The sequence below is a fragment of the uncultured Tateyamaria sp. genome (assembly GCF_947503705.1).
Classification (GTDB): domain Bacteria; phylum Pseudomonadota; class Alphaproteobacteria; order Rhodobacterales; family Rhodobacteraceae; genus Tateyamaria.
Window position 1 is genome coordinate 89,923 of sequence record NZ_CANNES010000002.1, and the last position, 13,279, is coordinate 103,201.

Annotated in this window: 13 protein-coding genes; 9 read left to right on the plus strand and 4 right to left on the minus strand. The window is 58.7% G+C overall.

Features of this window, described 5'->3' with window-relative positions:
• Positions 1-39: 39 nt before the first annotated feature.
• On the minus strand, positions 40-1,080 hold the full coding sequence (locus Q1A44_RS06560; protein WP_299621689.1) for a TRAP transporter substrate-binding protein: 1,041 nt from the start codon (positions 1,078-1,080) through the stop codon (positions 40-42).
• Positions 1,081-1,169: 89 nt separating this feature from the next.
• Positions 1,170-2,069, minus strand: a complete 900-nt coding sequence (locus Q1A44_RS06565) for a LysR family transcriptional regulator (protein ID WP_299621692.1) — start codon at positions 2,067-2,069, stop codon at positions 1,170-1,172.
• Positions 2,070-2,340: 271 nt separating this feature from the next.
• On the opposite strand from Q1A44_RS06565, the gene Q1A44_RS06570 reads away from it, so the two are divergent.
• The 7 genes from Q1A44_RS06570 to Q1A44_RS06600 all read left to right on the plus strand — a co-directional run bounded on the left by Q1A44_RS06570 (position 2,341) and on the right by Q1A44_RS06600 (position 10,143).
• On the plus strand, positions 2,341-3,837 hold the full coding sequence (locus tag Q1A44_RS06570) for a trimethylamine methyltransferase family protein (RefSeq protein ID WP_299621695.1): 1,497 nt from the start codon (positions 2,341-2,343) through the stop codon (positions 3,835-3,837).
• Between the two features lie 4 nt (positions 3,838-3,841).
• Positions 3,842-6,268, plus strand: a complete 2,427-nt coding sequence (locus Q1A44_RS06575; protein WP_299621698.1) for an FAD-dependent oxidoreductase — start codon at positions 3,842-3,844, stop codon at positions 6,266-6,268.
• 353 nt (positions 6,269-6,621) lie between these two features.
• Complete coding sequence (locus Q1A44_RS06580; RefSeq protein ID WP_299621701.1) at positions 6,622-7,866, plus strand: HlyD family efflux transporter periplasmic adaptor subunit; 1,245 nt, start codon at positions 6,622-6,624, stop codon at positions 7,864-7,866.
• Between the two features lie 8 nt (positions 7,867-7,874).
• Positions 7,875-9,038, plus strand: coding sequence for an ABC transporter permease DevC (gene devC / locus Q1A44_RS06585; protein WP_299621704.1), 1,164 nt, complete (start codon positions 7,875-7,877; stop codon positions 9,036-9,038).
• Between the two features lie 11 nt (positions 9,039-9,049).
• Positions 9,050-9,787, plus strand: coding sequence for an ATP-binding cassette domain-containing protein (locus Q1A44_RS06590; protein ID WP_299621707.1), 738 nt, complete (start codon positions 9,050-9,052; stop codon positions 9,785-9,787).
• A gap of 2 nt (positions 9,788-9,789) precedes the next feature.
• Complete coding sequence (locus tag Q1A44_RS06595) at positions 9,790-9,984, plus strand: hypothetical protein (protein WP_299621709.1); 195 nt, start codon at positions 9,790-9,792, stop codon at positions 9,982-9,984.
• Between the two features lie 3 nt (positions 9,985-9,987).
• Positions 9,988-10,143, plus strand: coding sequence for a hypothetical protein (locus Q1A44_RS06600; RefSeq protein WP_299621712.1), 156 nt, complete (start codon positions 9,988-9,990; stop codon positions 10,141-10,143).
• 61 nt (positions 10,144-10,204) lie between these two features.
• Here the strand turns inward: Q1A44_RS06600 and Q1A44_RS21885 are convergent, their stop codons facing one another.
• Entirely contained in the window at positions 10,205-10,345 is a 141-nt protein-coding gene (locus tag Q1A44_RS21885) for a zinc-binding dehydrogenase (RefSeq protein WP_366942593.1), read from the minus strand.
• Positions 10,311-11,210, minus strand: coding sequence for a zinc-binding dehydrogenase (locus tag Q1A44_RS06605; protein ID WP_299621715.1), 900 nt, complete (start codon positions 11,208-11,210; stop codon positions 10,311-10,313). Before Q1A44_RS06605 ends, Q1A44_RS21885 begins: the two co-directional genes overlap by 35 nt.
• 104 nt (positions 11,211-11,314) lie before the next feature.
• Here Q1A44_RS06605 and Q1A44_RS06610 point away from each other — a divergent pair, with 104 nt between their 5' ends.
• Together Q1A44_RS06610 and Q1A44_RS06615 are read left to right on the plus strand one after the other, a co-directional pair.
• Positions 11,315-12,208, plus strand: a complete 894-nt coding sequence (locus Q1A44_RS06610) for a LysR family transcriptional regulator (protein ID WP_299621718.1) — start codon at positions 11,315-11,317, stop codon at positions 12,206-12,208.
• A 34-nt stretch (positions 12,209-12,242) separates the two neighbouring features.
• Positions 12,243-13,232, plus strand: coding sequence for an alpha/beta fold hydrolase (locus Q1A44_RS06615; protein WP_299621721.1), 990 nt, complete (start codon positions 12,243-12,245; stop codon positions 13,230-13,232).
• The last annotated feature ends 47 nt before the right edge of the window (positions 13,233-13,279 follow it).

Below are 13,279 nucleotides of genomic sequence, written 5' to 3' on the forward strand. Positions count from 1 at the left end.
CCTGCGCCGCGCGGTCGGATTTGGAATGGGCGTTTGACGCTATTCGATGGTCACACCGACCACCGAACCGACGGATGCATTCCATGTTGCGACACAGTCTGCGCCACATTGTGCGCCCCAATTTGCCAGCACCACGTCGCGCAAGATCTTGTCGCGCAACTCGATATCCGCGTCGCTTACCGAAACACGGGTCATGCTGCCGGGATTGTCGCGCGTACAGCCCGCCTCGCCTGCGTTGCAGGCAAAACCTTCGGCGGTTTCGCTGCCAGCCCCGGCCCAGACTTCGTTTTCAAAGGCTGTGAACTGATCTGTCAGGAAGGTGCGGACACTTTCGTCCAGTCCGTCCCAGAGTTCGCCATTGGCCACAAGTACGACAGGCGACCACGCGATGGGCAATTCATAAATGTGGGTCGCAACCTCATTCCAGCGGGCGTTGAAGCCAGACATCGATCCGGTGATCGCACAGTCGATCACTCCGGTTTGCAGGCCTTGTACCACTTCCCCAAAACTCATCGAGACAGCCGTTGCACCGAGGGCATCGACAAAATCCCCAATGGCCGAGCCTGACGCGCGGATCTTGCGCCCTTCAAGATCGGACAGGCCCGACAAGGCATCACGGCAATAAACGACTTGGGCGGAATAGGGATAGACCCCCAACAATTCGACGCCATAAGCCGTGCGGTATTCTTCGGCCATGACTGGCTTCCAAGCGTCCGAAATGGCACGCGCCGTCGCAATATCGGGCGCAAGGCCAGGCAGGTCGTTTCCACCGTTCAAGGCGTTGTCGCCGATCAGATAGCCCATCGGTGTTTCCGCGAATTGCAGCGTGCCTTGCTCAACAAGGCGAATGATTTCGGACCCATCCATACCCAGTTCATTGAAGGGGCGAATATCGGCAGTGATCGCACCGCCAGACACTTCGGGCAGTGTCTTTGTAAAGAACGGCTGAGTGAAATCGGTATACATCGACACCATCCCCCAAGAGCCGACGACATTCAGCTTGGTTTCGGGCAAGTCCTCGGCGACTGCGGGGGCCGCAGCAAGGACAAGGGCGAGTGCAGATAGATTTGGCAGCTTCATTTCATTCCCTCCATGAGAAACATGAAGTGAGCCTAGAAAATCGCAACAATCGAATCCAATTGTCGTTTTTGCTCGGTCTCAATCGTTTTTTACGATCTGAGTGACTTCCAATCCTGTGCGATCATGGCCGCAATGCCTGCGGCCTCTTGGGCAAGGTCATTGCCTGGTTCTGTCCGATAGGACGCTGTGAAACTAAGCGGATTGAGCACAATCGGCGTCGTGATCTCTACCAGTTTTCCAGCTTCGATATAGGGCGCTGCATAGATTTGTGGGGCTGTGCATACGGCCAGTTTTGCCTCGGCAATCGCCACGCTGGCACCCAGTGCGTTGGACGAAAACAATCGCGGTGTCTGGACACCCGCCAGACGAAGACTTTCGACCAGCTCGATATAGGGTCGCGAATTCATTGCATAGCTCAGGATCGGAAAGGCCGCCAGCGCTTCCACAGTAACCACATCCGTTGCAGCAAGCGGGTGATCAGGCGCGACAGCCCAGATCATCGGCAACTCCAACAGTGGCACGTTGGCGATGAGGGCATGTGAAATCGGGCCCATCAAGAGCGCCAAATCCAGCCCCCTCTCCACGAGTTGATCCCTTTGGAAAGCGGTGTTGTTGACGATGATCTCGACGCTGGAATTGGGGTATTGTTGAGAATATGCCCCAATAAACCCGGGCAAAATAGTCGAGGCGAGTGTCTCGGATACGCCCAAGCGAAGGGTGCCTTCACGGTAGGGGTCAAGGCCCACAGCACGTGACATGCGGTCCATGCTTGCAATCACTTCGGTCGCATGGGTCAGCAGTTCGCGCCCCTTCGGTGTCAAAGCCACTGAATTCGAAGTGCGCGCAAACAATTCCGCGCCAAGATCGCTTTCAAGCCCGGCAATCCGTGCTGACACGGTGGACTGGGTCGTGTTCAGCTGGCTGGCAACTTTTCCAAAGTGCCGCAGATGGGCCAGCGCGACAAAGGTTTCCAGCGTGATCCGTTTCATGGTGCCCCGTTCAGGAATAGGCCATGGGCGGCAAAACTACGGGCAAAGGTATACTGCACCTGCGTGCGATCAGGTCGCCTGTTTCAAATGTAGTAATGCGGTTCATGGCCAGCTTTCGTAGGTTGGGTTCAGTCACGCTACAACCAAACAAAGCTCCAAAGAAATGTATTCTTGGGTGAAAACCCCTCATCTGGATGCGCGAATTTTTGAATTGAGTTCATCAAGGCTGCTTGTGCAGTGTCTGCGCAAACGCGCTTCATGAAAGAGTAACATGGCACGCAGAAGCAAAAGACGCACGTCCGTCACGGCAACAGCTGTTGCGCCCGCACCGCGAGGTGGGCGTTTTCGTCCATTGGATGCGGATGGGGTCGCGCGGATCGTTCAGGCGGCGATGGATATTCTGGCCCGGACCGGGATCGGAGGATGCCCGCCCGACATAGCCGGACGCATGGTGGACGCGGGCGCGACGCGACGCGCGGATGGGCGCGTCTGCTTTCCCCAGGCAATGGTTGAGACTGCCATCGCCCGTGCAGCAAAGCGTGTCAATCTGCCGGGCTTTGTCGAGAACTTGGGCCTGACCATCGGTGGTGGCAAAGTGCATATCGGCACCGGCGGCGCCGCGACCGAAATCCTGGACAGCAGCACCAACAGTTTTCGCGGTGCGCAGCTTGATGATCTTTATGACTTGATGCGCCTCGTCGGACAGCTGCCAAACATTCACTACGGCCTGCGCCCGGTAATCGCGCGCGACATGGATCAGCCGTTCTTACTGGATATGAACACGGGTTTTGCCTGCCTCAAGGCTTGCGCCAAGCCCATCGGCATCAGCTTTGACAGCGCCAAACATCTTGATCCGGTGGTGTCGATGTTTGACATGGCACTGGGACGTGAGGGCGGATTTCGCGCCCAGCCGTTTTGCTTTGGCGTGATTGTTCATGCGGTCTCGCCACTGCGATACGCGCCCGAGGGCATTGAGATCATGCAACGCGCCATGGCCCATCGGATGCCGCTGCAAATCTGCACGGCGGCGCAAGCGGGCGCGACTAGTCCGGTCACTTTGGCCGGGGCTTTGGCGCAGGGCCTCGCTGAAACGCTCGCGGGCTTGATGGTTGTGGATGTGATCGAGCCGGGGTTCCCCTGCATTTTTGCATTCATGCCGTTCATCTCGGATTTGCGCACCGGGGCAATGACCGGCGGGTCCGGAGAGGCGGCCGTTGCCGCCGCCGCCGCCGCGCAATTGCTGCTTCATCTTGGCCTGCCCTCAACGGCATCTGCGGGCATGACGGATGCCAAGATACCCGATGCGCAGGCGGGGTATGAAAAGGGGTACACCGTCACACTGGCCGCACAGGCCGGCGCCGACATGATTAACCTCAGTGTCGGGATGCTCGGGTCGATCATGGCCGCATCGCCGGAGGCTCTGGTCATCGACGACGACATGTGCGGTGCCATTCTGCGCACCGTGCGCGGGGTCGAAATGACGGACACCGCGATTGATCTGGACCGGATCGAGGCGGTGGCCACGGGGGCCGGCCACTATCTGGGCGAGGCGCAGACGCTGGAACTGATGAAAACGGAATACGTCTATCCCAGCATTGGCAACCGACAAAGCATCTCTGACTGGACTGACGCCGGGTCCCTCACGATCTGGGATGTTGCCAAGGATCGCACTGCAGAACTGCTGGCCGAAAAGCCAACCCATTTGCCTGCCGAGCGGGAAGCGGCGATCCGCGCCGCCTTTGATATTCGACTGACTGAAGGAAGTTGACCCGATGATAAACACTGCTCGCGTTGTTGTGATTGGCGGAGGCGCCGTTGGCACTTCGATCCTCTATCATCTCGCTCTGGCCGGCGTCACCGATACGCTGCTTCTGGAGCGCAACGAGCTGACGTCGGGTTCGACCTGGCATGCAGCAGGCAATATTCCGACCTATGCGACCTCGTGGCTTGGGATGCGTGCAGGGAATTACGGCTGGGCGACCTATAAAGACCTCGCCGAAAAAGTCGACAGTGCGATCACCTATCGCCATACGCAGGCGTTCTGGCCTGCCCATACCGAGGCTCGGATGGACCTCTTTCGCCACCTTTGCGGTGTGTCCGAAAGCGCTGGTTTCGATCTGCGCATGCTCACCCCATCCGAGATGGACGAGATGCACCCGTTTTGGCATCCGGATGACACTGTTCTGGGCGGCATCCTGGACCCCTACGAAGGCGACATAGACCCCAGCCAACTGACCCAGGCCCTGGCCAAGGGAGCGCGCCAACTGGGCGCGCAGGTGGAACGGTTCGCACCGGTGACTGCGATCGAACGAACAGCATCGGGCGAGTGGTTGGTGAGCTGTCCGAAGGGCCGCGTAAAGGCCGAAATCGTCATCAACGCGGGTGGCTTCTATGGCCGCAAGATCGCTGAAATGGCGGGATTGTCGGCGCCCGTCGTCACCCTCGAACATCAATACCTGGTAACCGAGCCGCTGGCGGCGCTCGAAGCGCACAGTGATCTTTTCCCGCTCGTGCGCGATCCTGACATCCGCTTTTATCTGCGTCGCGAACGCAACGCGTTTCTTGTCGGCTCTTACGCCCATGATGGCCGACCCGCCTGGAAACACGACGGGCCGCCGGATGATTTTGCGCACCAGCTCTTCCCCGACAGTGTGGAGGATATTCTCGACGTGCTGGAGGCGACGATGGCGCATGTTCCCCTGCTGGGCGAAGCGGGCGCGCAGCGCTTTGTGAATGGCCCCATCGCCTATGCGCCTGACGCTTTGCCGCTGGTCGGACCGGCCGCAGGCGCCCCAAATTTCTATCATGCCGCCGGTGTGCAGGTCGGCATCACCCATTCAGCCGCAATCGGCAAGGCCATGGCCGAATGGATCACCGAAGGGGAAACCGAATGGGACCTTGCCGCATGGGATCCGCGCCGCTTTGGCGATTGGGCGACACAGGATTACGCCCATGCGCGGGCGTCGCAGCACTATGACCTGCAATACGCTATCCCCTACCCGCACCGGAACATGCAGCGCGGACGCCCGGTGCAATCGACGCCACTTTATGAGCGCCTGAAAGCGGACGGCGCAGTCATGGGCCAGATCGCGGGGTGGGAACGCGCCTTCTGGTTCCAGACCGATACCATCAAGGACGGCGGCGACGACGGTCTATCGTTTCATCATGAACCCTGGCAAGACGCCGTCGCACGGGAATGCCGGACAATCGCAGAAAGCGTCGGCGTGATGGATCATGGTGGCTTCACAAAATACGATGTGCGCGGCCCGGGGGCCGAAACGTTCTTATCCAGACTGATGTGTGGCGGCATCCCTAAATCCGGTCGTGTGCGGCTGGGGTACATGCTCACACCCAAGGGACATTTCTGGTCCGAAGCAACGGTGGCACGCCTGGCCGAGGATCGGTTCTTGCTGTGCGGCCCGACTTTGGCCGATCTGAGGGATTTTGACTGGCTCAGCGCCCAATTGCCAGAAGATGGCGTCACATTACAACGCGGATATGCGCATGACGCGGCGTTGATGGTCATGGGACCAAAATCGCGCGAGGTGCTGCAACCCCTGACCGATGCCGATCTCTCTGCGGACGCGGCTCCATGGCTCTCTGTCGCGGAAATTACCGTGGCGGGCATTCCTGTGACAGCAATGCGGGTGTCTTATGTGGGCGAGTTGGGGTGGGAACTGCATCTGGCCTCTGAGCATCTTGTCCACGTTTATGAGGCCATAATGGCCAATGTCGGCAAATTTGGCGGGTGCCAATTCGGCTCTTATGCCCTGAATGCGATGCGGATCGAAAAGGGGTATCACGGCTGGGGCGCAGATTTCGGGACAGAATATACGCTGTTTGATGCTGGCCTCGACCGTTTTGCAAATATGAAGAAGGGCGATTTTACCGGGCGCGACGCTGTTTTGGCCCAAGCGCAGACCACTGCAAATTGGGAATGGGTCGGCTTGGAGATCACCGAACCCGCGTCCGAGCCGATGCCCTCGGACCCGATCATGAAGGATGGCGCTCTGATCGGTTACGTGACCTCGGCCAGTCATGGCTACCGAACGGGCAAAAACCTTGTTTTGGGCTACGTCAAGAGAGGCACTCTTGGCGCGGCCGAGGATTGTACAGTTCGCATGTTTGGTAATGACTGCACTGCGACCCGCCACAACCCCTACGTCTACGATCCTGAGAACGCCCGCTTGAAATCCTGAACGCGTTTCACTTGTCGCAAGAAGGGAGAGCGCCTGGTCCATCTCCGCCGGACAGTTGTCGACATCACGCTCAGAGTATTTGAGGCGTCCGCCGTGATAATTTCGCGCTCTCGTTCCGGCACGCTGAGGGTTCTGGAGCGCGAAATACACTCAACTTTTGCAGATCAGGCGTCTCAATTCTGTCATCGCGGGCAGCAATGCTAATGAGCGTCGCGCTGCCGCTCACGCATTCAGAAATCCTGTTCAGAACAGCCTCCATCGCGTCGGATGCACCATTTTCCTGTCTCGGATTGCATCTCTCAGGTCGATCCCCTATCTGCTAATGACGCATACGTCATTAATGGATGTACACAATGCCCGATCCAGCACCAAAAGACCTTCCCATGACGGATAACGGCATCGCGCGCGCCGCCGTGGAGAAGGAAAACATCGGCAAACCCGGAAAAGCACGCGGGCGCAATGGGCGCGTGGCGCAATTCATCCTGACCATACCCGGGTTTATTCTGGCCATCTTTTTAGGCGGCGTCATTGGGCTCTACTATCAACCCCCGGGGCTTCAGGCGATTTTCACAGCGACCGGACTGGAACCCGGGGGTGGCACCGACACCCCAATCGCTCAGGCGATCCTGCAGATCCAAACGCAGGAAGAAGTTGCTGTAATCTCGGGCGGCGATGTTGTCGCATTGGGCCGTGTTATCCCACAGGGCGACATTGTAACCGTTGCCCCCCCATTCGGAGCAGGCGATGCCCGAGTAGAGGAATTGCGCGTGCGCGAAGGTGATAGTGTTGCAGCAGGTGACCTGCTTGCCGTCCTCGACAATCGCGATCAGCTTGAAAGCACAGTCGAGGCCGCCCGCGCCGCCTTGCAAGTTCGACAAGCCGCGCTGCTACAGGCGCGCGCGGACGTCATGGCCAGCCTACGAGAGGCGCGTGCCGCGTTGGAACGGGCGGAAGCGACCGCACAAGCCGCCAACGCCGAACTGGAACGGGCCACCTCGCTTTTGGAACGGGGCGTGACAACTAGGGCGGTCTTTGATGCCGCATTGGCCCGCGCAACCGAGGCGCAACGTGATGTTGCCAGCCGAGAAGCGACTTTGTCGCGCTTCGACGTTGAGGGCGACGCACCGCAACCGGCCATTTTGCTCGCAGAGGCAGAGGTCGCAGCGGCCAAAGTTGATCTGTCAAGCGCGGAGCTTTCACTGGACGAGTCCTTTGTGCGCGCGCCCATCGACGGCACCGTGATTACGATCAATGTCCGACCCGGCGAAAAGCCTGGAAATGACGGCATCATGGAACTTGGAAACACGGCAGAAATGAATGTGGAGGCCGAGGTTTATCAGTCGATGATCGGCCGCGTCGCGATTGGCGACCCGGTCGAAATCACCGCAGACGCATTCTCGACCCCATTGAACGGTACGGTATCAGCCATCGGGCTGGCGATTGGCCGCCAGACGATCACATCTGATGACCCGGCTGCAAACACTGATGCGCGTGTGGTCGATGTGATCGTGTCACTCGATGCGGCCTCGTCGTCACGTGCGGCACGGCTGACCAATCTCGAGGTCATTACCCGCATCGACGCAGGCCGCGCCCCGTGACACGTTTGATGACACTTCTCACGGGGAGGCTCCCGATTGGCTGGCTGCAACTGGCGCACAGTCGCACCCGGCTGACTGCGGCACTGGCAGGCGTTGCCTTTGCAAATATTCTTGTCTTCGTCCAGTTGGGGATACTCGGCTCTCTTAACGATTCCACGATCGCCCCCTATGGCCTGTTTGAGGCTGACATCATGATTTCGTCAGTTGATGCAAACACGCTGCTCGACGGCTCGAACGTGGCGCGGGTGCGGCTGTTTCAGGCACTTGCAGTGCCCGGGGTGTCGGACGCCGCCCCGCTGTACATTCAAAATGTGGAATGGTCCCGACCTGATGGCGGAACCTCGACCTTGCAAACTGTGGGGCTGGAGCCCGAAGCCGCCGCATTCATTCCATCGCGTCTGGCCGACGTCATCCCCCAACTCATTTTGCCAAACACCATTCTGTTGGATTCCGGTACGCGCGGCTTGGCCCGAGAGGCACTGGAAGGCGTGACACCTTCGACCCCTTACCGACTGGAATTGTCCGGCCAAACCATCTCGGCCATCGGGACGGTGCGGATCGGAGGCGGGTTCACTGCGGATGGGTCGATCTATGCTTCGGATCAAACATTTCTGAACCTTTTTCAAAACCGAAGTTCTGCCGCACCAAACCATATCCTCGTCAATGTCGACGAAGGGCTTGATCCCGACGTTGTCGTTGCGCGGCTGCAAGAGGCATTGCCGACGGATGTAGTGAAAATCGGAACCAAAGACGACACCGCTGCGGCCGATCTGGCCTACCAGACCACGGAACGGCCGACCGGAATCATCTTTGGCTTTGGTGTCATCATCGGCATCATCGTCGGCATCGTCATCGTGTATCAGGTGCTGTCCACAGACGTGGCCGACCACCTGCGAGAATATGCAACCTTCAAGGCGATGGGCTATGCGCAACGGTTCTTTCTCGGGATTGTGCTGGAAGAAGCCGTTATCCTGGCCGTGCTCGGGTTTATCCCGGGTGTTTTGATATCATGGGGCCTCTACACAGGCATGGCGGCTGCGACCGGCTTGCCCTTGGAGATGGGGATAGGTCGCGCCCTGTCAGTTCTGGTTGGGACGATTTTGGCCTGCGTTCTGTCGGGCGTCATTGCCACCCGCCGCCTTGCGGCCGCAGATCCGGCAGATCTGTTCTGATGGCGCGGGATATGAGCCAACCCACGGATGTGGCAATTGCGGTCAATGGGCTGGACCACCATTTTGGCACCGGTGAGGCCCGTAAACAGGCCATTTTCGACGTAAACCTACAGGTTGAACGCGGAAAACTGACGATCCTGATGGGTCCGTCCGGCTCTGGCAAAACCACCGTTCTGACCTTGATGGGATGCCTGCGCGAGGTTGAAGAGGGCAGCGTCAATCTGCTGGGCACCGAATTGAACGGCGCGACCGAGGCGCAGCTTGTTGGGCTGCGCCGGAGGCTCGGCTTCATTTTCCAGGCGCACAACCTTCACGAAAGCCTGACCGCGACACAGAATGTGCTCATGGGCCTTCAGGTCCATGGGCCCGGCGACCAGCGCAAGCAGATCGCCGCAGCACATCACATGCTGGCTTTGGTCGGCCTCGAAGATCGCCTTGATTACCTGCCCGGCAGCCTTTCGGGTGGCCAGAAACAGCGAGTGGCCGTGGCCCGTGCGTTGGTCTCTAACCCAGACGTCATTTTCGCAGATGAGCCCACAGCCGCGCTGGACAAGGACTCCGGCCGAACAGTGGTCGAAATGCTGAAGGCTCTCGGTCAGGAACGCGGGACCACAACCGTCATGGTCACCCACGACAATCGCATCCTTGAACTGGCAGACAGGATCGTAACGCTTGAAGAAGGGCGGCTCGTGAGAGACGAATTCCCCAGACGCCAGACCCTCACGAGTGCTGCGGTCAAGGAGACATGACAATGCGCGAAACTTTCAAACCAACCGCGCTTGCAGTCTCATTGCTCTTGGGGTCCGCCATGCCTGTTGCGGCGAATTCCTTGAATGGCGATCAGATCAGGGCATTCTTTATTGGCACGCCCTTCGAGGTCCGGCGCCTGGGCATGCGCGCTCAGCTTGTCTATGCCCAAGACGGAACCTTCATCATGGATGGCTGACGCATGGCGGTCCGTGGCACCTGGGAAATCACCGGCAACACACTCTGTGCCACCATGCTGTCAGGGCCAAGAAAAGGCGAACAGTGCTTTACCCTTGAGGCGCTGGAAGGTGGCGGCTTTCGAACTTCCGAGGGGATGGTTCTAAACCCACTTCAATGAGCCAGAGCTGGCGGGCGACGGAAGGATTTGCCACCTTACCGAACAGAACCAGCCAGCGTGGTCATATTTTGACAACGATTTTCCCCAAATGGCTGTTCTTTGCCATGTAAGCATAGGCTTGCGACACATCGTTGAGCGGGAAGATGCGATCGATGACAGGGTTCAGGTCACCCCTCGCCCAAAGCGGTGTCAAATACTCCACGGTTGCTTTGCGACGGTCCGGGTGATCCAGAAGGTGCCAGACAAGGTGAAATCCCCTGATTGTAATTCCCTTTGTCAGTATCGGATAGAACGGCAACTCCGGAACCTGGCCTGATTGAAAAGCCCATCAGCACCATTGTCCCTTCAGCCGCCAAAGCGTCCGCCGCAGGTGCAATCATCTCTCCGATAACAGAATCGCAAACGAGGTCCACGCCCTTGCCCTTTGTGATCTCCGCGAGACGCTCGACCATATCCTCCTCTTGGGAAACGATCACGTGGTCCGCGCCTGCCTGCTTGAGGGCAGAGACCTTGAGACTTGTTCGCGTCGTTGCAATGCTGCGGGCGCGCAGTTGCCTGAGGATCTGAAAGGCCGCAGTCCCAACGCTTGAGCTTGCGCCGGTTATCAATGCGGTTTTACCGGCGGCATTGGCCGTCATTTCGCCCGCTTGCACAATCATGCCATAGGCGGTGGCATAGGCCATCCAAAAGGCGGCGGCGTCCTCAAAACTGACACCGTCTGGGATCTGTTCCAATGCGGCGGCGGGAACGTTGACAACCTCCGCCAGCGTTCCGTATTTTGCCCAATCCATCATCGGCAAGACACACACACGCTCACCTACAGCGTGGTTGCGCACCTCGGGACCTACGGCAACGATTTCGCCTGCACCCTCGGCGCCCAACGGTGCTGCCGGAATAGGCGGCTCCACCAAGTACTGCCCGGCGAGATACAGTAGTTCGGCGCGGTTCAAACCTGCCGCGCGCATACGCACCTGAACCTCGCCCGCGCCGGGAGGGGAAATGTCGCGGTCCACCAGCTTGATCTGTTCCGGCCCACCAAGGCTGTCGAATTGGGCAGTCATCGGCATTGTCATGTCCTTTTCAGCAAGTACTCCGCCGCACCCTATTGGTGCTAATTCGCTTGTTCACGCAGTAAATTGGCATCAATGTGGTGCAAAAATGCGAGGCGACTTTGGACTGGGAAGAGATCAAGACATTGCGTGCCGTTGTGCAGCACAAAACCGTGCGCGGCGCTGGGGATGCCCTTGGGATCCATCACACAACAGTGGGCCGCCGGATCGACTCGCTCGAAGCCTCACTTGGCACCAGCCTTTTCAATCGCACGCCGGACGGGCTATTATTGACGTCAGCCGGAGAGCACCTTTTCGCAGTTGCCCAGACCTTTGGCGAGGCTTTGATAGAGGCCGAGCGTAGCATTGCTGGGCTGGATCACGAACTGGCAGGTGCGCTTTCGGTCACGATGCCCGAACCCCTGCTCAACACTCTCTTTGTGCCAGAGCTGCCCCAGTTCGTCGAACACTTTGCGTCTGTGGAACTGCGTTTTGATACGTCTCTTTCGATCCGGGACGTGGCCCGCCGCGAGGCGGATTTCGCAGTCAGATTGGACAATAACCCGCCTGACACTTTGGTGGGAAAGCGGCTCTTCGCCTATAACGAGGCTGTGTATGCGACGCCGGAATACCTTCGACGTGATCCGAAATCCTATCGGTGGCTGGGTTGGGGATCGGCAACGCAGGGGGCGCCAGAATGGGTGCGCACTTCCGAGTTTCCGGACAACTCGGTGTGGGGCGTTTTCCCGACAATCCCATCGCAGCATGCTGCCGCGCAAGCGGGGCTTGGCCTGGCGATCCTGCCTTGCCTGTTTGGGGATGCGGATCCGGGATTGTGCCGCGCGGGGCGCAGGGCACCGGTGAAGAGTCGCGACATCTGGCTGTTGACTCACAATGACCTGCGCCGCACGGCGCGGGTCCAAGCCTTTATGCGGTTCGCCGAAGATATCTTGCGACGGAACGAGGCACGCCTCTTGGGTGAACTACCGACTAATCTGCAAAAACGCACCGCTTAGCTGAAAATACACTACGTGATGCCGCGATTTTGCGATGCTACTTCTGAACCTAAGCGAAATTGCCGGTTCGGAATGCACCATGCTCGACAGATCAATAGACGTACACTCCCGCATCAAAGAACTGGGGCTTGAGGAAGAGTACCCGTTTGCTTCCAACTTCGCACAAACAGCGATGGGCCAAATGCACTATCTCGATGAAGGCGAGATAAGTAACCGTTCGACCGTTCTCGCCCTTCACGGCAACCCCTCTTGGTCGTTTCTTTACCGCGCCCTTGTCAAAGGCCTGTCGGGTCAGAGGCGCGTTGTCGCCAATGATCACATTGGCTTTGGGTTGTCGGACAAACCGAAAGATGAAGCCGCCTATACGCTAAAGGCCCATATCGGCAACCTTGAAGCACTGGTCCTCAAGCTCGACCTGACGAACATCACATTGGTCATGCAGGATTGGGGCGGGCCTATTGGCTTGGGCGTTGCGGCGCGGCATCCAGATCGGATCCGCGCGCTGGTTGTGATGAACACATTCGGTTTCTACCCGCCAGTCGACGGGATGGACCCCGAAAGGCTGAAACTGCCGCCACCGCTTTTGATGATGCGTTCACGGGGGCTGGGCGACTTCATGGTCCGCCGCTTGGGCTTTTTCGAGCGGCAAGTCATGACGATGGCCACGGCGAACAAACAAACAAGGGCAGCAAAGCGCGCCTATCGAGACATCTTTCGCAACCCGGCCGAGCGAGCGGGTGTCATGGCCTTTCCGCGCATGATCCCGACCAGTACGGCCCACCCGGCGGCAAAGATACTGCTGCAAGAGACCGGCCCATTTGTCGAACAGTTTCAAGGCCCCGCCCAAATCTTCTGGGGGCTGAAGGATCCGTTGATCCCGATCGGCGCACTGGCGGCATGGAAAAAACGTCTACCCCAAGCGGACGTCACCACGTTCGAGTCCGCCCGTCACTATCTGCAAGACGATGAGCCGGAAGCGCTGGTGCGCGGGCTAGAGACATTTCTGCAAACCAGGGTCGATTGACCCACCAATCCCAAACCAACCGAGGTGAAAATGAAACTTTCCAGACG

What these genes read in the sequence shown, in the direction of transcription:
- Q1A44_RS06560 (WP_299621689.1), bottom strand. Translation starts at nt 1,080, where the DNA reads ATGAAGCTGCCAAATCTATCTGCACTCGCCCTTGTCCTTGCTGCGGCC.
- Q1A44_RS06565 (WP_299621692.1), bottom strand. Translation starts at nt 2,069, where the DNA reads ATGAAACGGATCACGCTGGAAACCTTTGTCGCGCTGGCCCATCTGCGG.
- Q1A44_RS06570 (WP_299621695.1), top strand. Translation starts at nt 2,341, where the DNA reads ATGGCACGCAGAAGCAAAAGACGCACGTCCGTCACGGCAACAGCTGTT.
- Q1A44_RS06575 (WP_299621698.1), top strand. Translation starts at nt 3,842, where the DNA reads ATGATAAACACTGCTCGCGTTGTTGTGATTGGCGGAGGCGCCGTTGGC.
- Q1A44_RS06580 (WP_299621701.1), top strand. Translation starts at nt 6,622, where the DNA reads ATGCCCGATCCAGCACCAAAAGACCTTCCCATGACGGATAACGGCATC.
- devC (WP_299621704.1), top strand. Translation starts at nt 7,875, where the DNA reads ATGACACTTCTCACGGGGAGGCTCCCGATTGGCTGGCTGCAACTGGCG.
- Q1A44_RS06590 (WP_299621707.1), top strand. Translation starts at nt 9,050, where the DNA reads ATGAGCCAACCCACGGATGTGGCAATTGCGGTCAATGGGCTGGACCAC.
- Q1A44_RS06595 (WP_299621709.1), top strand. Translation starts at nt 9,790, where the DNA reads ATGCGCGAAACTTTCAAACCAACCGCGCTTGCAGTCTCATTGCTCTTG.
- Q1A44_RS06600 (WP_299621712.1), top strand. Translation starts at nt 9,988, where the DNA reads ATGGCGGTCCGTGGCACCTGGGAAATCACCGGCAACACACTCTGTGCC.
- Q1A44_RS06605 (WP_299621715.1), bottom strand. Translation starts at nt 11,210, where the DNA reads ATGCCGATGACTGCCCAATTCGACAGCCTTGGTGGGCCGGAACAGATC.
- Q1A44_RS06615 (WP_299621721.1), top strand. Translation starts at nt 12,243, where the DNA reads ATGCTACTTCTGAACCTAAGCGAAATTGCCGGTTCGGAATGCACCATG.